This window comes from Streptomyces sp. NPDC058295, assembly GCF_042880655.1.
Lineage (GTDB): Bacteria > Actinomycetota > Actinomycetes > Streptomycetales > Streptomycetaceae > Streptomyces > Streptomyces coriariae.
The window spans coordinates 179504-201230 of the sequence record NZ_JBHVYO010000006.1 but is presented as its reverse complement, the minus strand read 5'-3'; the positions used below and the strand labels follow the sequence as shown (position 1 = coordinate 201230).

Genomic DNA, 21727 nt, shown 5'->3' with positions numbered 1-21727 from the left:
GTCGGACAGGGGTACGAGTCTCTTCCCGTGAATGCGATCTCCAACGGGGGGAAAACCTATGCGCATCCGCGCCACCGCCGCCGTCTCCTTCGGTGCTCTGGCCCTCGCCGGCCTGGCCGTTCCCGCAGCGCAGGCCGCGCCGAGCGACGGCGGTACCGGCGACACCCGGATCACCAAGGTCGTCGTCGACGGTGACAACAAGGTGCCCGTCTCCACCAACGCGGCGAAGACCATCTCCATCAGCGTGACCGCCACGGACAACTCCGGTATCAAGAGCGCCGAGCACTTCACGCTGACGGGCCCCGACTACGGCTTCGAGATGACGGGCACGCCGACCTGCAAGAAGGTCAACGCCACCACCTCCACGTGCACCGCCTCCGTGAAGGTGGACCCGAGGACCGACTACTTCAGCAACAAGAACGCCGGCACCTGGTACGTCGACGCGTGGATCGACGCAGCCGACGGCGACTTCGTGTGGAAGGAGAAGGCCGGTTCCTTCCACTTCCAGCGCGTCTCCAAGCTGACGGTCAACGCGACGCCGGAGCCGGTGAAGAAGGGCAAGACGATCACCGTGACCGGCTCCCTCACCCGCGCCAACTGGGAGACGCTCAAGTTCGGGGGCTACGGCGCCCAGTCGGTACAGCTCCAGTACAAGAAGAAGGGCTCCACCAAGTGGAGCACCGTGAAGACCGTCAAGACGACCTCCACCGGCGGTCTGAAGACCACCGTGAAGGCGACGGCGGACGGCAACTACCGCTACACCTTCGTGGGCAACACGACCACGGCGGCGGTCACGGCCGCGAGCGACTTCGTCGACGTCAAGTAGGCACGCCCGCACTCCGGAACGGCCGATCGTCCGGGAAGTCGTTTCACGTACAACCATTTCCCGGTTTCAGGAATCTGATCATGCGAGCCGACAGGCTCGTCGACCACTTGGGCTCGCTGGTGGCACCCGCCCGGAGAGCCCCTTGATCCCCTTGGGACATTCATGCGCATACGAGCCACCGTGGCCGCCGTCACCGGCGCCCTGGCCCTGTCCGCCTTCGCCGTGCCGGCCGCGCAGGCCACCGGCAGCGACACGCACAACCCCGTCGACACCCTGAAGGCCCTCCACGCCGCCACCTCCGGCAAGAGCGCTTTCACCGGTTCCACCGCCGCCGACACCGGCACCCCGTACGCGCTGGACGCCAAGTTCGGCAGCGTCAAGATCAACAACGGTTTCCCGATCGTGGCCCGCACCGGTGGCAAGGTCACCGTCCCGGTCACCTTCAAGGTCACGCACGGCGCGGGCGTCGACGTCACCGCCGGCGACACCGAGCTGGACCTGGTCATCTACCGCGGTTCGTCCGCGAACCCGGCCAACATCCTCGTCGGCGACGACTGGCCGACCTGCACCAACACCTCGGCCACGGTCGCCAGTTGCAAGGGCGCCCTCGACATCTACCCGGGTGAGGAGCTGACCAACGCCGACGCCACCACCTGGAAGGCGCTCGGCTACGTCATCGACTGGAACGACGTCGACCCGTACACCGACGACGACATCGACTGGACCAAGGTCGGTTACGCCGAGGGCGACGCCCTGGCCACCACCAAGCTCCAGCGCTTCTCCACGCTGACGGTCAACGCCGCACCGGAGCCGGTGAAGAAGGGCAAGACCATCACCGTCACGGGCAAGCTGGCCCGTGCCAACTGGGACGACGGCGCCTACCACGGCTACTCCACCCAGCCGGTGAAGCTGCAGTTCCGCAAGAAGGGCAGCACCACCTACAGCACGGTGAAGACCATCAAGACCAGCACCACCGGCGCCCTGAAGACCACGGTCAAGGCGTCCGTGGACGGCTACTACCGCTTCGTCTTCGCGGGCACCTCGACCACCCCGGCGGTCAACGCCGCGGGCGACTTCGTCGACGTCAAGTAGGACTCGCGTCACGCCGTGGCGCAGGACGGCCGGCTCCGGATTTCCGGGGCCGGCCGTTCGCCGCTCTTCCCCGGTTCTTACCTCCCGCCGTACAACCGGCCCCGTCCGCCATGGATCTCACCCGATGAGTCAACAGACTCCGAGATCTCTCTCCCATCTGGGGAACGCAATGCGCATACGCGCCCTCGTGGTCGCCTCCTCCGGCGCCCTCGCTCTGTCCGCCCTCGCCGTCCCAGCCGCCCAGGCCGCTCCGACGGCGGCGCCGAACGTCACCTTCTCCGCCATGAAGGTCAACGCGGGCAAGGCCGTCGTGGTCGGCCCCTCGGCCAAGGTCACCGTCACCGCCACGTACACCGTGACGAAGCCCGCGAGCCTCAGCGCGAGCTCCTTCGACAACGGGCCGATGCTCTACCGGGGCACCTCGCTCAACGAGAACTCCCAGATCATCGCCGGTGACGAGCCGGGCACCTGCAAGGCCGTCTCCACGACGGTCCTCAGCTGCACCGCCAAGATCCAGTTCCGTCCCACCGCCTCCAGCGCGTACGACGACCTGGCCAACAGCCAGGCCGGCACCTGGAAGGTCGGCGCCCTCGCCGTCCCGCACGACGCCACCGGCGAAGCCGACCTCAAGTGGCAGAGCAACCTGGGCACCGTCAAGGTGCAGCGCCAGGCGCAGCTGACGGCCGACGCGACGCCGGAGCCGGTGAAGAAGGGCAAGACCCTCACCGTCACGGGCAAGCTGACCCGCGCCAACTGGGACACCAACAAGCTCGGCGGCTACGCGGCCCAGCCGGTGAAGCTCCAGTTCAAGAAGAAGGGCAGCACCACCTACACCACGGTCAAGACCGTGAAGACCAGCTCGACCGGCGCCCTGAAGACCACGGTCAAGGCCGCCGCCGACGGCTACTACCGCTACAGCTTCGCCGGCACCACGACGACCCCGGCGGTCAGCGCGGCGGGCGACTTCGTCGACGTCAAGTAGGTCGGCACGCCGGTACCTAGGCCGGGAAACGGCGGTCGACCCATTTCCAGGAGAACTCCAGGGCGACCGCCGCCACCGCCGCGACCCCCACCGCGATCCACGGCATGGTCATCCCGATCAGCTTCAGCGCGAAGAAGTCCTGAAGCCAAGGGACCACCAGCACCAGCACGAACGCCGCGCCCATCGAGGCCACCAGCAGCACCCGCCACCAGGTGTAGGGCCGGGCGATGATCGCCAGCACCCACATCGAGATCAGGAACAGGGTGAGGGTCGCGGCGCTGGTCTCGGCCTCCAAGGAGCCCCCGCCGGTGTAGTGGTGACGGGCGACCAGATAGGTGACGAAGGTCGCGACCCCGGCCACCACCCCGCCCGGGATCGAGTACCGCATCACCCGTCGTACGAAGTGCGGCCGGGCCCGTTCCGTGTTGGGGGCGAGGGCGAGGAAGAAGGCCGGGATGCCGATGGTGAGGGTGGACAGCAGCGTCAGGTGCCGGGGCAGGAAGGGGTATTCGACCTGCCAGCAGACCACCAGCAGGGCCAGCAGCACCGAGTAGACCGTCTTCACCAGGAACAGGGTCGCCACCCGGGTGATGTTGCCGATGACCCGCCGGCCCTCCGCCACCACCGACGGCAGCGTCGCGAAGCTGTTGTTCAGCAGCACGATCTGCGCGACCGCCCGGGTGGCCTCGGAACCCGAGCCCATCGCGACGCCGATGTCGGCGTCCTTCAGCGCGAGGACGTCGTTGACGCCGTCCCCGGTCATCGCGACCGTGTGCCCGCGCGACTGGAGCGCGCCGACCATGTCCCGCTTCTGCTGCGGGGTGACCCGGCCGAACACCGTGCCCTCCTCCAGGGCCCGGCCCATGCCCTCCTGCTCGGCGGGCAGCCGGCGCGCGTCGACCGTACGGCCGTCCAGCCCGAGCTTCGCGGCCACCGCCCCCACCGACACGGCGTTGTCACCGGAGATGACCTTGGCGCGGACGTCCTGCTCGGCGAAGTAGCGCAGGGTGTCGGCGGCGTCCGGCCGCAGCCGCTGTTCGAGGACGACGAGTGCGGCGGGCTTGGCGTCGCGCGCCGGTTCGGGGTCGTCGAGGTCGCGGGCGGCGCGGGCCAGCAGCAGCACCCGCAGGCCCTGCTCGTTGAGCCGCTCGGTCTCGGCGAGGGCGGGATCGTCGTCGGCCAGCAGCACGTCCGGCGCGCCCAGCAGCCAGGTGCCGTTCTCCCCGTTGCCCTCGCTGAGACTGGCGCCGCTGTACCTGCGGGCGGAGGAAAAGGGCAGGGACTCGGTGCAGCGCCAGTCCTCGGCGTCCGGGTAGGCGTCGATGATCGCCTGGAGGGAGGCGTTGGGCCTCGGGTCGGACTCGCCGAGGGCCCCGAGCACCCGGCGGACGTACGACTCGTCGTAGCCGTCGAGTGTGCTGAGCGCGGTGACGTCCATGCCGCCCTCGGTGAGCGTGCCGGTCTTGTCCAGGCAGACGGTGTCGACGCGGGCGAGGCCCTCGATGGCCGGCAGCTCCTGCACCAGGCACTGTTTTCGGCCGAGTCGGATGACGCCGATCGCGAAGGCGACGGAGGTGAGCAGGACGAGCCCCTCGGGGACCATCGGGACGATGCCTCCGACGGTGCGGGCGATGGACTCCTTGAGGTCGTTGTTCTTGACGAAGAGCTGTGTGACGACCAGGCCGATCGCGGCCGGGACCATCATCCAGGTCACGTACTTGAGGATCGTGGAGATGCCGGAGCGCAGCTCGGAGTGGACGAGCGTGAAGCGGGAGGCCTCCTCGGCGAGCTGGGCGGCGTAGGCCTCCCGGCCGACCTTCGTGGCCTGGAAGGCGCCGCCGCCGGCCACCACGAAGCTGCCCGACATGACCTGGTCGCCCGGCCGCTTGACGACGGGGTCGGCCTCGCCGGTGAGCAGTGACTCGTCGATCTCCAGCCCGTCCGCCTCGACGCACACCCCGTCCACGGCGACCTTGTCCCCGGGGCCGATCTCGATGAGGTCGTCCAGGACGAGTCCGGAGGTGGGGACCTCGACGGCCGTGCCGTCGCGGCGGACGGTGGGCCGGGCCTCGCCGACGACCGCGAGCGAGTCCAGGGTCTGCTTGGCCCGCCACTCCTGGATGATGCCGATGCCGGTGTTGGCGAGGATGACGAAGCCGAACAGGCCGTCCTGGATGGGGGCGACGAACAGCATGACCACCCAGAGGACGCCGATGATCGCGTTGAACCGGGTGAAGACGTTCGCCCGGACGATCTCGCCGACGGAGCGGCTGCTGCGGACCGGTACGTCGTTCACCTGACCGCGCGCGACCCGCTCCGCGACCTCGGCGGCGGTGAGGCCGGTCGCCGTCGGCACGGAGGCGGGGGCGTCGGTGTGGGCCATGGGATCGACGGTACGTGCGGATCTGGGGGTTCACCCCCTGGGGACGCCGAAGATCCGACTTCGGGAGGACGGGCGCGGTGGCGTGCAGTACCTCGGTAGTAGCGCCCCGGGACCTGCCTGGGGGACACCCCCTAATCGATGAGCGGGCTCGCGGGCTCGGTCGGCCCGTTCGCCGCGTCCCGCTTGATCGCCGCGTCCCGTTTGCGGACGTACCAGATGCCGATGAGGCCGAGACCGGCGCCCGCGAGGCACGTCCAGATCCACCATGCACGGCCGTGGTCGTCGTACCAGCCGTAGAAGGGGAGCTGGACGAGGAAGAGGACGAACCAGAGGATCGTGCCGCCGGTGACGGTGGCGACCACGGGGCCCTCCAGGGGCTCCGGCGCCTCGTGTTCAGGGATCCACTTCTTCATGGTGCTCAGCTTACGAGGCGGTCGGGTCTACGCGCGGAGATGGCCGATCCGAACGTTATATGTTCATACTGAAACGGTTTGGTACTGACCGCTTCTCTTCGTAGGAAAATCCAAAAAGATGCCCACGTCGGCCCCCGCCAAGGTCCCCGCCCCTGAACAGCCGGGAGCCACGCCCCTCTTCGGCGCCCTCGACCGTTACTTCAGGATCACCGAACGGGGCAGCACCCTGCCCCGCGAGATCCGGGGTGGTTTCGCCACCTTCTTCGCGATGGCGTACATCATCGTGCTGAACCCGATCATCCTCGGCAGCGCCAAGGACATGTACGGGCATCAGCTCGACAACGGTCAGCTGGTCACCGCCACCTGTGTCACGGCCGCCTTCACCACGCTCCTCATGGGCGTCATCGGCAACGTGCCCATCGCCCTGGCCGCCGGCCTCGGCGTGAACTCGGTGGTCGCCCTCCAGCTCGCCCCCCGGATGTCCTGGGCGGACGCCATGGGCATGGTCGTGCTCGCGGGCTTCGTGGTCATGCTCCTGGTCGCCACCGGTCTGCGCGAGCGCGTCATGAACGCGGTGCCCTTCGGCCTGCGCAAGGCGATCAGCATCGGTATCGGCCTGTTCATCATGCTGATCGGTCTCGTCGACTCCGGCTTCGTCAGCCGCATCCCGGACGCCGCCCACACCACCGTCCCGCTCCAGCTCGGCGCCGACGGTCACCTGAACGGCTGGCCGGTCCTCGTCTTCATCCTGGGCGCCCTGCTCACACTGGCCCTGATCACCCGCAAGGTGCCCGGCGCGATCCTCATCTCGATCGTCGCGATGACCGTCCTCGCGCTGATCATCAACGCGGTCGCGACGATCCCGTCCTGGGGCCTCACCACCCCCGAGTGGCCCGGCAACCCCGTCGCCACCCCGGACTTCGGGCTCATCGGCGAGTTCAGCCTGTTCGGCGGCTTCGGCAAGGTCGGCGTCCTGACCGGCGTCCTCTTCGTCTTCACGGTCCTGCTGTCGTGCTTCTTCGACGCGATGGGCACGATCATGGGCGTCAGCGACGAGGCCAAGCTGACCAACGCCCACGGCGAGATGCCCGGGATCAACAAGGTCCTCTTCGTCGACGGCCTCGCGGTCGCCGCAGGCGGCGCCAGCTCCTCCTCCGCCACCACCGCCTTCGTGGAGTCCACGGCCGGTGTCGGCGAGGGCGCCCGCACCGGCCTCGCGAACCTCGTCACCGGCGGCCTCTTCACCGTCGCGCTGTTCCTCACGCCGGTCGCCACGATGGTCCCGTCCCAGGCCGCCACCCCGGCCCTGCTCGCGGTGGGCTTCCTGATCCTGGCCGGTTCGGTCAAGGAGATCGACTGGGCCGACCACACCATCGCCATCCCGGCCTTCATCACCATGGTGATGATGCCGTTCACCTACTCGATCACCAACGGCATCGGGATGGGCTTCATCACCTTCGTGCTGCTGCGCCTGGCGGCCGGGCGTGGCCGGGAGGTCCCGGCGCCCATGTACGTGGTCTCCGCCGTCTTCGCCTTCTACTACCTGATGCCGGCCCTCGGCCTCACCTGATGCCGGCCCTCGGTCTCACCTGATGCCCGCCCGCGACGGCGGCTCAGGTGAGCCCGTAGAACTTCTCCGTCTCCTCGACGGCGGTCTGGAACCGCTCGTCGAAGTCATCGCGAATGAGCGTCTGGACGACATAGTCCTGGACGCTCATTCCCCTTTTCGCGGCATGCTGCCGGAGCCGTTCGAGCAGCTCCCCGTCTATCCGCAGGCTGAGCACACTGGTCCCCATGAGGAAGAGGGTCGCGGGCACGTACCGCACTCCGGTCACTTTCCGCTGCCTACTCACTCGTTCGAGTGATGGAGAGGTTTCCGTGGCCGGGGTCCTGGGGAATCCCGGCACCCCCCAGCTTGTTTAGCCAGAGTAATGAGTTATCCTAAAGAGATGCCTGACCTCACCCATGGCGACAACGCTGCCGCCGTGAACTCCCTGCGTTCAGCCGTGATGCGGCTGTCCCGTCGGCTCAAGCACCAGCGGGTCGACGAGTCGCTGAGCCCCACCGAGATGTCGGTGCTCGGCACCCTCTCCCTCTGCGGCAGTGCCACCCCGGGCGAGCTCGCCCGCAAGGAGCACGTGCAGCCGCCCTCGATGACCCGCATCGTGGCGCTGCTGGAGGCCAAGGGTCTGGTCCGGCTGGAGCCGCACCCCGAGGACCGGCGCCAGAAGGTCGTCACCAAGACCGAGCAGGCCGAGGCCATGCTCGCGGAGAGCCGCGCCAAGCGGAACGCCTTCCTGGCCACCCTGGTCGACGGCCTCGACGAGGACGAGTGGGCGAAACTGCGCGCCGCCGCCCCCGTGCTGGAGAAACTCGCACACCTGTAGACAGCCGTCAGGCCATGAGGAGGCGACACTTTTGAGTTCGGGATCCGGAGCAGACTCCGCCCCCGCACCGACCACCCACGAGACCCTTGCCGAGAAGCCCGATCGGGGCGCCCGCAAGTCATCGATGTTCAGCTCTCTGAAGGTCAGGAACTACCGCCTGTTCTTCATGGGCCAGGTCGTGTCCAACATCGGCACCTGGATGCAGCGCATCGCCCAGGACTGGCTGGTCCTCAGCCTCACCGGCTCCGCGACCGCCGTCGGCGTCACGACGGCCCTCCAGTTCCTGCCCATGCTGCTCTTCGGCCTCTACGGCGGCGTGCTCGTCGACCGGCTGCCCAAGCGCCGGACGCTGCTGTTCACCCAGTCCGCGATGGCCCTCACCGGCATCGCGCTCGCCGTCCTCACCCTCTCCGGCCACGTCGAGGTCTGGCACGTCTACGTGGCCGCCTTCGCCGTGGGCCTCGCGACGGTCCTGGACAACCCGGCCCGCCAGACCTTCGTCTCCGAGATGGTCGGCCCCGACCAGCTCCAGAACGCGGTCAGTCTCAACTCCGCGAACTTCCAGTCCGCGCGGCTGGTCGGCCCCGCCGTGGCAGGCGTGATGATCACCGGCGTCGGGACCGGCTGGGCGTTCCTCTTCAACGGGCTGTCCTTCGTCGCCCCCCTCGCCGGCCTGCTGCTGATGCGCTCGCGCGACCTGCACGCCGTCGAGCGCGCCCCGCGCGGCAAGGGCCAGCTGCGCGAGGGGCTCCACTACGTCGCCGGGCGCCCCGAGCTGATCTGGACGATCGTCCTGGTCGGGTTCGTCAGCACCTTCGGCTTCAACTTCCCCGTCTACCTCTCGGCCTTCGCCGACGACGTCTTCCACGCGGGCGCGGGCTCCTACAGCCTGTTCAACACGCTGATGGCGGTGGGCTCCCTGGCGGGCGCCCTGCTCGCGGCCCGGCGCGGCACCGCCCGGATGCGGGTGCTGGTCGCCGGGGCGGTGGCCTTCGGCGCGATGGAGATCGTGGCCTCCATGGCCCCCTCCCTGTGGCTGTTCGCCCTGCTCATGGCCCCGATCGGCATGTTCGGCATGACGGTCAACGTCACCGCCAACAGCAGCGTCCAGCTGAGCACCGACCCGGCCATGCGCGGCCGGGTCATGGCCCTCTACATGATGGTGTTCATGGGCGGCGCCCCGATCGGCGCGCCGATCGCCGGCTGGATCACCGACGCGTACGGCGTCCGGGCGGGCCTGGCGGCGGGCGGTGTCGTCTCGGCCGCCGCGGCCCTCACCATCGGCCTGGTCCTGGCCCGGATGGGCAACCTGCGCCTGGCGGTGGGCTGGAACCACGGCCACCCGAGCGTGCGGTTCGTGCCCCGGGAGGCCCGGGAACTCGCCGCGGTGGCCTGACCGCCTACGACGTCACCCGGAGGGTGCGGCGGGGGGCCGCACCCGCCGGGCCAGCACCTGGCCCGGCCACGCGTGTTCGCCGACGGTGTAGGCCTCGGTCGAGGTGAAGCCGTTGGCCTCGTAGTACGCGACGAGCTTGCGGTCGTCGCCCGCGTAGCAGTCCACCCGCAGCAGGCCGACGCCCGCCCGCCGGGTCTCCTCGGCGGCGTGCGCGAGCAGGGCGCTGCCCACCCCGTGGCCCTTGAAGCGGCGGTCGGAGGCGAGCCAGTGGATGTACCGCTCGGGCTCCCCGGGCGGCGGGAGATGGGCCAGATACGCGCCGGGCGCGTCGGTCAGGGTGAGGGTGGCGGCCGGCACACCGTCGGCCTCGGCGACGAACACCCAGCCCTCGTCCATGTACCGGACGACCGACTCCACCGTCTTCGTGCTGCGGGACAGGGGCTCCGTCCCCCACTGGCCGGGGCGCCCCTGCGCGACCAGCCACTCCACGCTGCTGTCGAGCATGCCGAGTATCACGGGGACGTCGTCGGGTCCGCCTTCTCTGATGGTGATCCGCATGACGCCCATCATGCCGGGCGGGCGGCCCCGCCGACCGGGAAAATCGGGGGCATGAGACTCTTCGCCGCCGTGCTGCCCCCGGACGACATCGCCGACGAACTCGCCGCCGAGGTCGCCCGGTTGCACACGCTGCCCGGTGCGGACGGGCTGCGCTGGACGGGCCGCCCCGGCTGGCACTTCACCCTCGCCTTCTACGGCGAGGTCGACGACGACCTCGTACCGGAGCTGTCGGCACGGCTGGGGCGGGCCGCGCACCGTGGTAAGCCCTTCGCGCTGGCCGTGCGGGGCGGGGGCCAGTTCGGACACGGGCGGGCGCTGTGGGCCGGGGCCGCCGGGGACGTACCGGCACTGCGCCTGCTGGCCGACCGGGCGGAGGCGGCGGCCCGGAAGGCGGGCGTGGAGATGGGGGAGCACCGCCGCTACAAGGCGCACCTCACGCTGGCCCGCAGCCGTGAGGCGGTGGACGTGCGGGCGTACGTCGAGGCGCTGGACACCTTCGAGGGCCGCACCTGGACGGTGGAGGAACTGGTGCTGGTCCGCAGCAGCCTGCCGAAGTCCGGTGTGCCCGGGGAGCAGCCCCGTTACGAGCCGGTCGGGCGCTGGGCGCTCGGCGGGGCCGGTTAGGCTCCACATGTGGACCCGAAGACCCGGAACCGGATCATGGCCGGTGCGCTTGTGCTGTTGTTCGTCGTGGTGGCCTTGGCGGCCGCGCTCGGTAGATAGGCGGACCGACCGAGCGCGCCCCGTCGGGGAACCGCGCGCCGTCCGCCGGCTGCGCACCGTGTGCGACCGGTCGCGCGATTCCCCGCGCCCCCTCGGGGGCGCACCCCTCTACCAGGCGAAAGCCTCCGGGGACGGCCCCGGGCCGGGGAAGATCTCGTCCAGGCCGGACAGCAGCTCCTCGCTCAGCTCCAGCTCGACCGCGCGCAGGGCGGAGTCGAGCTGCTCCGCGGTGCGCGGACCGACGATCGGGCCGGTCACGCCGGGCCGGGTGAGCAGCCAGGCCAGGCCTGCCTCGCCGGGCTCCACGCCGTGCTTCTCCAGCAGGTCCTCGTAGGCCTGGATCTGTGCGCGTGCGGTGGCGTCGGCGAGGGTGTCGGCGGCCCGCCCGGAGGCGCGGCGGCCGCCCTCGGCCTGCTTCTTGATGACGCCGCCGAGCAGTCCGCCGTGCAGCGGCGACCAGGGGATGACCCCGAGGCCGTACTCCTGCGCGGCCGGGATGACCTCCATCTCGGCGCGCCGCTCGGCCAGGTTGTACAGGCACTGCTCGCTGACCAGCCCGATGGTGCCGCCGCGCCGGGCGGCGATTTCGTTGGCCTGGGCGATCTTGTAGCCGGGGAAGTTGGACGAGCCGGCGTAGAGGATCTTGCCCTGCTGCACCAGTACGTCGATGGCCTGCCAGATCTCCTCGAAGGGAGTGCTGCGGTCGACGTGGTGGAACTGGTAGAGGTCGATGTGGTCGGTGCCGAGCCGCTTGAGGCTGGCGTCGACGGCCCGCCGGATGTTGAGCGCGGAGAGCTTGTCGTGGTTCGGCCAGGCGTCGCCGTCGGCCATGTTGCCGTACACCTTGGTGGCGAGGACCACTTGGTCGCGCCGGCCGCCGCCCTTCGCGAACCAGCTGCCGATGATCTCCTCGGTACGGCCCTTGTTCTCACCCCAGCCGTACACGTTCGCGGTGTCGAAGAAGTTGATGCCCGCGCCGAGCGCCGCGTCCATGATCGCGTGGCTGTCGGTCTCGTCGGTCTGCGGGCCGAAGTTCATGGTGCCGAGGACGAGGCGGCTGACCTTGAGTCCGGTACGTCCGAGCTGCGTGTACTTCATGGGACTCAAGCCAACGACTTGGAGTGCGCTCCACGCAAGGGGGACCGGCCGGGGAACGGGTCAGTCGCGGGGGAACTCGTCGGTCTTGAGGGTGAGGCCGAGGGAGGTGGAGAGGTCGATCTCCGTGCCGAAGGCGACGGACAGTTCACTCAAGTACTCGCCGTCCTTGGGCTCGGTGTACAGATGGCACTTGCCCTGGTAGGGATCGGCGATCAGGAGGACGGGGACCTCAGCGGTGGCGTAGGTGGTCTTCTTGGGGCCGTAGTCGTTGGCGGCCGTACCCTTCGAGATGACTTCGGCGACGAACTCCACGTCTTCGTAGTGCCAGCGCCCTTCGTCGTCCTTCTCGGCGGACTCGCAGAGCTTGACGATATCTGGGCAGAACCCGTTCTCGTGGCCGGGGAAATCGATGCGCACGTCCGAGAAGACCCTGACGCCCTTCCCGAACCTGTGGCGCAGGGCGATGGCGATCTGGAAGATGATTTCCCAGTGGGTTTCCCGTTGCGGTGTCATGTGGACGTTGCCCCCGACGATCTCGACCCTGAATCCTTCGGGGACGGGCATCCGCTCAAGCCGCTCGAACCATTCGTCCAAGCGCCTGGTGTTCTCGTCGGCCATGTCGATCTCGATCCTGTCTTCCAGGACGGTCATCTGGCGTTCCTCCCCGGCTGCCCCCATGCGTGAGTGCCGCCGCGCAGTACAACGATACGCACGGTGACCAGGTCACGGCGCGGAGCGCGTATGCCAGAACCGGGCGGGGTCGCGGACCTCAGCCCGCGTACTCCCCGCCCAGTCCCCACCCCTGGTGCATCGCCTCCGCGAAGGCCGAGGCCAGCCGGTGTTCGCCGTTCGCGTTCGGGTGGGTGCCGTCGTAGGTGTCGGTGTCGATGTCCCAGGCCTGCGGGACCGAGGCCAGCAGGATGGGGGAGCCCGGCTCGTCCAGGTCGGCGGCCGTCTTCGCGAGGAGTTCGTTGAAGCGGGTGACCTGGGCGGCGAAGGGCTCGTCGTCCGCGGCGCGGATGTTGGGGATGACCGGCAGCCACACCATGGCGATCCGCGGGTTCGCCGCGCGGGCCTCGGCGGCGAAGGCGCGCGCGTTCTCCGCGGTCTGCTCGGCGTTCGTGTAGAAGCCCAGGTCGATCAGGCCGAGCGAGACCAGCAGGATGTCGGCCCGCGACGTCCGCACCGCCTCGCCGATCAGCGGGGCCATGTGCAGCCAGCCCTCGCCCCAGCCGGCCAGGTGACCGCGCGGGAAGTCGGGGTCGGCGTAGGCGCAGGACGCGGCGGAGTCCGTCGCCTTGTCGTAGAGCGTCTCGCGCGGCCCGGAGAGGGTGAACGGGCCCTCGTACGTGGCGCACAGGTGCCGCCACATGCGGTAGCGCCAGGTGTGCTCGCCCGAGCTGCCGATCGTCATCGAGTCGCCTACGGGCATGAACCTGAGCATCCGCTCATGATGAGGGATCGGCAAAGGATCACCGCCTCCGGGGGCGTGTGAGACCGGCCACGAATCCGTGAACGGGAGGGCGGGATGGCAGGCTTGTGGGCATGCGCCGATCTTTCGCCGTCCGAGCCGGAGCCCTTCTCGCCGGAGTCCTCCTCTCGGGCGCCTTCACCGTGCTCGCCGCGTCCACCGCGCCCGCCGCGTACGCGGCCGACGGCGACAAGGGATTCACCATCGAGGATCCGCGCATCACCGAGTCCAGCGGTCTCGCGGCCTCCCGTCAGCACCAGGGCGTCTACTGGACGCACAACGACAGCGACGACGGCCCCTACCTCTACGCCGTCGACAGCGCGACCGGGAAGACCGTCGCCCGGCTCACCCTGACCGGCGTCGGCACGCCCCGGGACGTCGAGGCGATCTCCATCGGGCCGGGCAACGAGATCTGGGTCGGCGACATCGGCGACAACCTCGGCGGCACCTGGCAGTACGTGTGGATCTACCGGCTGCCCGAGCCGGCGAAGCTCGTCGACCAGACCGTCAAGGCCACCCAGTACGTGGTGAAGTACTCCGACGGCGCCCGCGACGCCGAGTCGCTCCTCGTGCACCCCAAGACCGGGCGGGTCTACATCATCGACAAGAAGGAGGACGGCGGGCACCTCTACGAGGGGCCGGCGAAGCTCTCCGCCTCCGGGGCGAACATTTTCGAGCCGGTCGCCGCCGTCGACCTGTGGGCCACCGACGCCGCCTTCTCCCCGGACGGTACCCAGCTCGCCGTCCGCGGCTACTTCGGCGGCATCTCCTACGCCTGGAACGGCGGGAAGATCAAGCGCGAGGGGCGGCTCGACGTGCCGCTCCAGCGACAGGGGGAGTCTGTCAGCTACTCCGCCGACGGCACCAAGCTCCTGTACGGGAGCGAGGGTTCCGGGAGCTCCGTGGTGGCGGAGGACGCGCCCGAGGGTGCGGCTTCGGGTGCCAAGTCACCGTCCGGAAGCGGAAGTTCGAGTGCCTCGGGCGAAGGTGACGGCTCCTCGGCCACCGGCAGCGTGAAGTTCGGCGCGCTGGCGGTCGCCGCCGTCTGTGTCGCCCTCTTCGGTCTCCGCCGGCTGCTGCGCCGCAACTGAGCGCTTTTCCGCGCCGTCACGGCCACCGCCGTTGCCGCGCTTCTTGACGTGGTCATGGTGTGTCAGTTTCCTGGGTGGTGCGCGGTGTATGGGAGCGCTCCCATGTGTTTCGGGCCCGCGCCTCCCGAGAGGAAGCAGCGAATTGTTCCGCAGCTTGCGAAGAGTGCTGTGCGGCCTGGCCGCCGCGCTTCTGATACCGCTGGGAGCCGGAGCGCAGACGGCCCACGCGGCGGACACCGTCGCCGCCGAGGCCGGAGCCGGCTACTGGCACACCAGCGGCCGGCAGATCCTGGACGCCGCCGGGCAGCCGGTCCGGGTCGCCGGAATCAACTGGTTCGGCTTCGAGACCGGCAACTACGTCGTCCACGGACTCTGGTCCCGCGACTACAAGAGCATGATCGACCAGATGAGGACGCTGGGCTACAACACGATCCGTATCCCCTACAGCGACGACATCTTCAAGAGCACGACCGTCCCCAACAGCATCGACTTCAGCAGCGGCAAGAACGCCGACCTCCAGGGCCTGAACTCGCTCCAGATCCTGGACAGGATCGTCTCGTACGCCGGCCAGGACGGTCTGAAGGTCATCCTCGACCGGCACCGGCCGGACGCGGGCGGGCAGTCGGCGCTCTGGTACACGGCCGCGGTTCCCGAGTCGACGTGGATCGCCAACCTCAAGGCCCTCGCGACCCGTTACCGGGGCCAGGACACGGTCGTCGGCATCGACCTGCACAACGAACCCCACGATCCCGCCTGTTGGGGCTGCGGGGACACCGCGACCGACTGGCGGCTGGCCGCGCAACGGGCCGGCAACGCCGTCCTGTCCGTCAACCCCGCGCTGCTGATCTTCGTCGAGGGCGTGCAGACCTTCAACGGCGTCTCCGGCTGGTGGGGCGGCAACCTGATGGGCGTCGGCCAGTACCCGGTGCAGCTCGACGTGGCGAACCGGGTCGTGTACTCGGCCCACGACTACGCGACGAGCGTCGCCCAGCAGAGCTGGTTCAGCGACCCGACGTTCCCCGCGAACATGCCGGGGATCTGGGACAAGTACTGGGGGTACATCTTCAAGCAGAACATCGCACCCGTGTGGGTGGGCGAGTTCGGCACCACGCTCCAGTCGACGGTGGACCAGAAGTGGCTGGCGGCCCTGGTGAGTTACCTCCGGCCGACGTCGACGTACGGCGCCGACTCCTTCCACTGGACCTTCTGGTCCTGGAACCCCAACTCCGGTGACACGGGCGGCATCCTCAAGGACGACTGGCAGACCGTCGACACCGTGAAGGACGGGTACCTGGCGAGCGTCAAGGCGCCCGGCTTCCCGGGGACCGGCGGCGGCGGAGGGGGCGGCGGTGGCGGCGGTACGGCCTCCTGCGCAGCCGCCTACACCGTCAGCAGCGACTGGGGCGGCGGGTTCAACGCCGAGGTGAAGGTCACCAACACCGGGACCACGGCGATCGGTTCCTGGAAGGTCACCTGGACCTGGAGCGGCGCGCAGCAGATCACCAGCATGTGGAACGCCTCGTACACCCAGAGCGGGGCCGGCGTGACCGCGGTGAACGCCTCGCACAACGGGGCGGTCCCGGCGGGCGGTTCGGCGAGCTTCGGGTTCGGTGGTACGCCCGGGGGCGGGGGTGCGCCGAGCGTGAGCTGCACGGCGGTGTGAGACGCACGGCGGTGCCGCACGGCGGTGTGGGCCGCACGGCGGTGTGAGACATGACGAAGGGCGCCCGGTGTGCACCGGGCGCCCTTCGTCCTCATACCTGAGAGGTACTCATGCGGTACCGAAGCGGTCAGAGCTTCTCGATCACGTAGTCGATGCTCTTGGTGAGCGCCTCGACGTCGGCCGGGTCGACCGCCGGGAACATCGCGACCCGCAGCTGGTTGCGGCCGAGCTTGCGGTAGGGCTCGGTGTCGACGATGCCGTTGGCGCGCAGCACCTTGGCGACGGCGGCCGCGTCCACGTCGTCGGAGAAGTCGATCGTGCCGATGACCTGGGAGCGCTTGGCCGGGTCGGTGACGAACGGGTTGGCGTACTTCACGTCCTCGGCCCAGCCGTACAGCGTGCGCGCGGAGGTGGCGGTGCGGCGCACCGACCAGTCCAGGCCGCCCTGGCCGTTGATCCACTCCAGCTGCTGGTTCAGCAGGAAGAGGGTGGCGAGGGCCGGGGTGTTGTACGTCTGGTTCTTGCGGGAGTTGTCGATCGCCGTCGGCAGGCTGAAGAACTCGGGGATGTGCCGGCCGGACGCGTGGATCCGCTCGGCGCGCTCGATCGCGGCCGGGGAGAACACGCCGATCCACAGGCCGCCGTCGGAGGCGAAGGACTTCTGCGGGGCGAAGTAGTAGACGTCCGTCTCGGCGATGTCGACCGGGAGGCCGCCGGCGCCGGACGTGGCGTCCACCAGGACGAGGGAGCCCTCGTCGGCGCCCGGTACGCGCTTGATCGGGGCGGCGACACCGGTGGAGGTCTCGTTGTGGGTGAAGGCGTAGACGTCGACACCCGCCTCGGCCGCGGGCTCGGGGTGCGTGCCCGGGTCGGCGGAGACGACGGTCGGCTCGGCCAGCCACGGGGCCAGCTTGGCGGCCTTCGCGAACTTGGACGAGAACTCGCCGAACGTGAGGTGCTGCGACTTGTTCTCGATCAGGCCGTGGGTCGCGATGTCCCAGAACGCGGTCGAGCCGCCGTTGCCGAGGACGACCTCGTATCCCTCGGGCAGGGAGAACAGCTCGGAGATGCCCTCGCGCACCTGGCCGACCAGGTTCTTGACCGGGGCCTGGCGGTGGGAGGTGCCGAGGAGGGACGTACCGGTGGCGGCCAGGGCGTCCAGCGCCTCGACCCGCACCTTGGAGGGGCCCGCGCCGAAACGACCGTCGGCGGGCTTGATGTCAGCAGGAATCCGGATCTCAGCCACGGAAGCGAGGTTAGCCGGTGGGGGAAACCTGGGTGAAACCTGGTCCGTCGGGTGAGACGGGTTTCTTTTGTGCTGCCGGAGGCTGTGCCCCGAACCCCCGTTCGGCCTGGACGGCCTCGTCCTCGAACGCCGGACGGGCTGTAGGGGCGGACGCATGCTGGTTTGCTGAAGTCATGACGGATCTTGAGGCCGAGCTGCGCAAGGCCGTCCGGGGTGACGTCCGCTTCGACGTCACCTCCCGGGCGCTCATGACCATGGACGCGTCGAACTACCGCCGCGTCCCCCTGGGTGTGGTCGCGCCCCGGGACGGTGACGACGTGGCCGCCGTGCTGGAGGTCTGCCGGGCGGCCGGGGTCCCGGTCGTCGCGCGCGGCGGGGGTACGTCCATCGCCGGGCAGGCCACCGGCACCGGCGTGGTGCTGGACTTCACCCGCCACATGAACCGGTTGGTCACCCTGGATGCGGAGGTGCGGACGGCCGTCGTGCAGCCGGGGTTGGTTCTCGACCGGCTCCAGGAGGCCGCCGCCCCGCACGGCCTGCGCTTCGGTCCCGACCCCTCCACCCACAGCCGCTGCACGCTCGGCGGGATGATCGGCAACAACTCGTGCGGCTCCCACTCGGTGGCGTGGGGCACGACGGCCGACGGTGTCCGCGAGCTGGAGGTCGTCACCGCGCGCGGGGGGCGGCTGCGGCTGGGGCAGGGGTGGGCGGGGGCGCCGGACGGCCTGCGCGCACTGGTGGACGGGGAACTCGCCCGGCTGCGGACCGGCTTCCCCGAGCTGCCCCGCCGTATCTCGGGGTACGCGCTGGACGCACTCCTGCCGGAGAACGGCGCCGACGTCGCCCGTTCCTTCTGCGGCAGCGAAGGCACCCTGGGCGTGCTCACGGAGGCCGTTGTACGGCTCGTCGAGGCTCCACGCGCGCGCGTGCTCGCCGTGCTCGGGTACGCCGACGAGGGCGCCGCCGCCGAGGCCGCCGCCGGGCTGCTGCCGTTCGGGCCGCTGACGGTGGAGGGGATGGCGGCCGACCTGGTGCCGCCGGCCGCGTCGGCCGGGCTGCCGCGGGGCCGGGCCTGGCTGTTCGTGGAGACGGGCGGCGAGTCGCAGGACGAGGCACGCGCGCGTGCGGAGGCCGTCGTGCGCGCGGCGGACGTCCTGGACGCGCGGATCGTGCGGGACCCCGCCGGGCAGCGGGCGCTGTGGCGGATCCGCGAGGACGCGAGCGGGACGGCGACCCGTATGCCGGACGGCACGGAGGCCTGGCCCGGCTGGGAGGACTGCGCGGTGCCGCCGGCCCGGCTCGGCGCGTACCTGAGGGACTTCCGGGTGCTGCTCACCGACCACGGCCTGCGCGGCACGCCGTACGGGCACTTCGGGGACGGCTGCATCCACGTCCGTATTGACTTCGACCTGCTGACGGCGGCGGGGATCGCCCGCTTCCGCCGGTTCTCCGAGGAACTGGCCGAACTGGTCGTGTCCCACGGCGGCTCCCTCTCCGGCGAACACGGTGACGGACAGGCCCGGGCCGAGCTGCTGCCGAAGATGTACGGGCCGGACATGGTGGCCCTGTTCGAGCGGGCCAAGGCGGTCTGGGACCCGGACGACCTCCTCAACCCGGGGATGCTGGTGCGCCCCGCGCCCCTCGACGGCAACCTGCGCTTCGCCGTGCTCCCGCGCGAGCCGGTCGACGTGGCCTTCGGCTACCCGTCCGACGGCGGTGACTTCTCGGCGGCGGTGCGCCGGTGCGTCGGCGTCGCGAAGTGCCGTACGACGACCGCGCCGGGGGCGGTACCGGGAGCGGGCGCGGGCTCGGGGGTGATGTGCCCGTCGTTCCGGGCCACGGGCCGGGAGGAGCACTCCACGCGCGGGCGTGCCCGGCTGCTGCACGAGATGCTGGCCGGGGAGCTGGTGACCGACGGCTGGCGCTCCACGGAGGTACGGGACGCGCTCGACCTGTGCCTGTCCTGCAAGGGCTGCCGCTCCGACTGCCCCGTCGAGGTCGACATGGCCACCTACAAGGCGGAGTTCCTGCATCACCACTACGAGGGTCGCCGGCGTCCGGCCGCCCACTACAGCATGGGGCGGCTGCCGGTGTGGCTGCGGTGGGCGAGCCGGCTGCGGGCGGCCGCCCCGCTCAACGCGCTCGCCTCGGTCGGCCCGCTGGCGGGCGTCGCCAAGCGGCTGGGCGGGATCGCGGCCGAGCGGGACATCCCGCGGCTGGCACGGGAGACGTTCAGCGGGTGGTGGCGGCGCAGGGAGCCCGTTCCCGTCCCTGGGCCGGGGCAGGGCGGTGACCTCGTCGTCCTGTGGCCCGACACCTTCACCGAGCACCTCTCGCCGTCCGTGGGCCGGGCGGCCGTACGGGTCCTGGAGGCGGCGGGGCTGCGGGTGGCGCTGCCGCCGACCCTGCGGATGCGGGGCCGGCCGGTGGGCGACGGCCGGTCGAGGAGCGCGGCCGCGCTGCTGACCGCCCGCCGGGGCCGGGTCTGCTGCGGGCTGACGTACGTCTCCACCGGCCAGCTCGACCACGCGCGCGTGGTGCTGCGCCGCACGCTCGACCTGATGGAGCCGGTGCTGGAGACGGCCGCGCCGGTCGTCGTCCTGGAGCCGAGCTGCGCGGCCGCCCTGCGCACCGACCTGCCCGAGCTGCTGCACGACGACCCGCGTGCGGCCCGTCTCGCCGCCCGCGTCCTCACCTTCGCGGAGGCCCTGGAGCGGCACGCGCCCGACTGGACCCCGCCCCGTCTGGACCGCCCGGCGGTCGGTCAGACCCACTGCCACCAGCACGCGGTCCTGGGCGACGCGGCCGAGCGGCGGCTGCGCGAGGCCGCGGGTCTCACCGGTGACCTGAGCGGCGGGTGCTGCGGCCTCGCAGGCAACTTCGGCTTGGAGAAGGGCCACTTCGAGGTGTCGGCGGCGTGCGCGCAGGAACAGCTCCTGCCGGCCGTGCGGGACGCCCCCGAGGGAGCGGTGGTCCTGGCGGACGGCTTCTCCTGCCGCACCCAACTGGAGCAACTGGTGGGGACCCCGGGGAGGCACCTCGCGGAGGTACTGGCAGAGCACCTGCGGGACGACGGACGGGGGCACTGAGGGGAGCCCGAACGGGTGCTGAGGGAGCGCCGCGGGATTTCCGAGGGGAGGCGGCCCGCTCGGGCGGTGGCGGGCGTGGCTGAGCCCCGGACGGGAGGCGCCGACTCCTACGCTGACCGGGACGGTCGTCCGGCGATGCGAACGGGCGATGCGAACATTCGTTCGAAGGAGTCCCGCGTATGAGCCTGCGCGTCCAGTTCATCACCCGTGACGAGCACCTGGCGTTCGTCGCGGCCCGCCCCTCCGCCAGTCATATGCAGCTCCCTTCGTGGGGTGACGTGAAGCCGGACTGGCGGGCGGAGAGCCTGGGCTGGACCGACGGGACGGGTGCGCTCGTGGGGGTGGGGCTGGTGCTGTTCCGGCCGTTGCCGAGGCTGCGGAAGTACCTGGCGTATCTGCCCGAGGGGCCGCTCGTCGACTGGCACGCGCCGGATCTGGTCGAGCGCTGGCTGGAGCCGATGCTCGCGTGGCTGAAGGCGCAGGGGGCGTTCTCGGTGAAGATGGGCCCGCCCGTCGTCGTACGGCGCTGGAGCGCCGACGCGGTCAAGGCGGCCATCGCCGACCCGGGCGCCCACCGGCTGCGCGACGCCGAGGCGAGCTCGTCCGAGCCGCGCGCCTTCGAGGTCGCCGACCGGCTGCGCCGCGCCGGCTGGCAGCAGAAGGAGCCGGGCGGCGAGGACGGCTTCGCGGCCGGTCAGCCCCGCTACGTCTTCCAGGTCCCGTTCGCCGGGCGCACGCTGGAGGACGTCCACAGCGGCCTCAACCAGCAGTGGCGGCGCAACATCAAGAAGGCCGAGAAGGCGGGCGTGAAGGTCGTCCGGGGCGGGGCGGAGGACCTGCCGGCGTTCTACGGGCTGTACACCGAGACCGCCGAACGCGACCGCTTCATCCCGCGCCCCCTGTCCTACTTCCAGCGTATGTGGAGCGCGCTGAACGCCGAACACCCCGACCGTATGCGGCTCTACCTCGCCCACCACGACGGGGAGGTCCTCGCCGCCGCGACCATGCTGACCGTCGGCGAGCACGTCTGGTACTCCTACGGCGCCTCCACCGGCCGCAGGCGCGAGGTCCAGCCGAACAACGCCATGCAGTGGCGCATGATGGCCGACGCCCATGAACTGGGCGCCGCCGTCTACGACCTGAGGGGGATCACCGACACCCTGGAGGAGTCCAACCATCTGCTCGGCCTGCTCCGCTTCAAGGTGGGCACGGGCGGACAGGCCGTGGAGTACCTGGGGGAGTGGGACTTCCCGCTCAACAAGCTGCTGCACCGGGCCCTGGACTTCTACATGGCGCGCAGATAGCCGCC

The 21727-nt window shown here is 70.5% G+C and carries 19 protein-coding genes; 11 read left to right on the top strand and 8 right to left on the bottom strand.

The features are described 5' to 3' along the window. The first annotated feature begins 58 nt into the window (after positions 1-58). The 3 genes from ACFVYS_RS09050 to ACFVYS_RS09040 all read left to right on the top strand — a co-directional run bounded on the left by ACFVYS_RS09050 (position 59) and on the right by ACFVYS_RS09040 (position 2900). Entirely contained in the window at positions 59-826 is a 768-nt protein-coding gene (locus ACFVYS_RS09050; RefSeq protein ID WP_389500222.1) for a calcium-binding protein, read from the top strand. A 162-nt stretch (positions 827-988) separates the two neighbouring features. Further along, positions 989-1918 (top strand): hypothetical protein, encoded by a 930-nt coding sequence (locus ACFVYS_RS09045; protein WP_389500220.1) that lies wholly within the window; start codon positions 989-991, stop codon positions 1916-1918. A 169-nt stretch (positions 1919-2087) separates the two neighbouring features. Further along, positions 2088-2900 (top strand): hypothetical protein, encoded by an 813-nt coding sequence (locus ACFVYS_RS09040; RefSeq protein ID WP_389500218.1) that lies wholly within the window; start codon positions 2088-2090, stop codon positions 2898-2900. A gap of 16 nt (positions 2901-2916) precedes the next feature. On the opposite strand, the gene ACFVYS_RS09035 is transcribed toward ACFVYS_RS09040, so the two are convergent. Together ACFVYS_RS09035 and ACFVYS_RS09030 are read right to left on the bottom strand one after the other, a co-directional pair. Further along, positions 2917-5283, bottom strand: coding sequence for an HAD-IC family P-type ATPase (locus ACFVYS_RS09035; RefSeq protein ID WP_389500216.1), 2367 nt, complete (start codon positions 5281-5283; stop codon positions 2917-2919). A gap of 131 nt (positions 5284-5414) precedes the next feature. Beyond that, positions 5415-5696 carry a DUF2530 domain-containing protein gene (locus ACFVYS_RS09030; protein WP_389500215.1) on the bottom strand — a complete coding sequence of 94 codons (282 nt, stop codon included), beginning with the start codon at positions 5694-5696 and terminating at the stop codon, positions 5415-5417. Between the two features lie 118 nt (positions 5697-5814). Between ACFVYS_RS09030 and ACFVYS_RS09025 the strand changes: the two genes are divergently transcribed. Beyond that, positions 5815-7266, top strand: coding sequence for an NCS2 family permease (locus ACFVYS_RS09025; RefSeq protein WP_389500213.1), 1452 nt, complete (start codon positions 5815-5817; stop codon positions 7264-7266). 43 nt (positions 7267-7309) lie between these two features. Here the strand turns inward: ACFVYS_RS09025 and ACFVYS_RS09020 are convergent, their stop codons facing one another. Continuing rightward, positions 7310-7492, bottom strand: coding sequence for a ribbon-helix-helix protein, CopG family (locus tag ACFVYS_RS09020; RefSeq protein ID WP_057600791.1), 183 nt, complete (start codon positions 7490-7492; stop codon positions 7310-7312). Positions 7493-7645: 153 nt separating this feature from the next. Here ACFVYS_RS09020 and ACFVYS_RS09015 point away from each other — a divergent pair, with 153 nt between their 5' ends. Then, positions 7646-8083, top strand: a complete 438-nt coding sequence (locus tag ACFVYS_RS09015) for a MarR family winged helix-turn-helix transcriptional regulator (protein ID WP_020130246.1) — start codon at positions 7646-7648, stop codon at positions 8081-8083. A 124-nt stretch (positions 8084-8207) separates the two neighbouring features. Further along, positions 8208-9479 (top strand): MFS transporter, encoded by a 1272-nt coding sequence (locus ACFVYS_RS09010; protein ID WP_389500211.1) that lies wholly within the window; start codon positions 8208-8210, stop codon positions 9477-9479. Between the two features lie 12 nt (positions 9480-9491). On the opposite strand, the gene ACFVYS_RS09005 is transcribed toward ACFVYS_RS09010, so the two are convergent. Beyond that, positions 9492-10037 (bottom strand): GNAT family N-acetyltransferase, encoded by a 546-nt coding sequence (locus tag ACFVYS_RS09005; RefSeq protein WP_389500209.1) that lies wholly within the window; start codon positions 10035-10037, stop codon positions 9492-9494. Positions 10038-10088: 51 nt separating this feature from the next. Here ACFVYS_RS09005 and thpR point away from each other — a divergent pair, with 51 nt between their 5' ends. Next, on the top strand, positions 10089-10661 hold the full coding sequence (gene thpR / locus ACFVYS_RS09000; RefSeq protein WP_389500207.1) for an RNA 2',3'-cyclic phosphodiesterase: 573 nt from the start codon (positions 10089-10091) through the stop codon (positions 10659-10661). A 207-nt stretch (positions 10662-10868) separates the two neighbouring features. On the opposite strand, the gene ACFVYS_RS08995 is transcribed toward thpR, so the two are convergent. From ACFVYS_RS08995 to ACFVYS_RS08985, 3 genes are all read right to left on the bottom strand, one after another. After that, positions 10869-11858, bottom strand: a complete 990-nt coding sequence (locus tag ACFVYS_RS08995; protein WP_389500206.1) for an aldo/keto reductase — start codon at positions 11856-11858, stop codon at positions 10869-10871. Positions 11859-11918: 60 nt separating this feature from the next. Next, complete coding sequence (locus ACFVYS_RS08990; protein WP_389500204.1) at positions 11919-12509, bottom strand: Uma2 family endonuclease; 591 nt, start codon at positions 12507-12509, stop codon at positions 11919-11921. 118 nt (positions 12510-12627) lie between these two features. Further along, a complete protein-coding gene (locus ACFVYS_RS08985) occupies positions 12628-13302 on the bottom strand; it encodes a GDSL-type esterase/lipase family protein (RefSeq protein ID WP_389500202.1) in 675 nt (224 codons plus the stop codon). 101 nt (positions 13303-13403) lie between these two features. On the opposite strand from ACFVYS_RS08985, the gene ACFVYS_RS08980 reads away from it, so the two are divergent. Both ACFVYS_RS08980 and ACFVYS_RS08975 read left to right on the top strand, forming a co-directional pair. After that, the gene (locus tag ACFVYS_RS08980) at positions 13404-14420 is read left to right on the top strand and encodes a WD40 repeat domain-containing protein (protein WP_389500201.1); all 1017 of its coding nucleotides are present in this window, start codon (positions 13404-13406) and stop codon (positions 14418-14420) included. 142 nt (positions 14421-14562) lie between these two features. Next, positions 14563-16083, top strand: coding sequence for a cellulase family glycosylhydrolase (locus ACFVYS_RS08975; RefSeq protein ID WP_389500199.1), 1521 nt, complete (start codon positions 14563-14565; stop codon positions 16081-16083). A 127-nt stretch (positions 16084-16210) separates the two neighbouring features. On the opposite strand, the gene serC is transcribed toward ACFVYS_RS08975, so the two are convergent. Next, positions 16211-17329 carry a phosphoserine transaminase gene (gene serC / locus ACFVYS_RS08970; protein WP_389500197.1) on the bottom strand — a complete coding sequence of 373 codons (1119 nt, stop codon included), beginning with the start codon at positions 17327-17329 and terminating at the stop codon, positions 16211-16213. Positions 17330-17502: 173 nt separating this feature from the next. Here serC and ACFVYS_RS08965 point away from each other — a divergent pair, with 173 nt between their 5' ends. Together ACFVYS_RS08965 and ACFVYS_RS08960 are read left to right on the top strand one after the other, a co-directional pair. Continuing rightward, positions 17503-20418, top strand: a complete 2916-nt coding sequence (locus ACFVYS_RS08965; protein ID WP_389500195.1) for an FAD-binding and (Fe-S)-binding domain-containing protein — start codon at positions 17503-17505, stop codon at positions 20416-20418. Positions 20419-20597: 179 nt separating this feature from the next. After that, positions 20598-21722 (top strand): lipid II:glycine glycyltransferase FemX, encoded by a 1125-nt coding sequence (locus ACFVYS_RS08960; protein WP_389500193.1) that lies wholly within the window; start codon positions 20598-20600, stop codon positions 21720-21722. Positions 21723-21727: the final 5 nt, after the last annotated feature.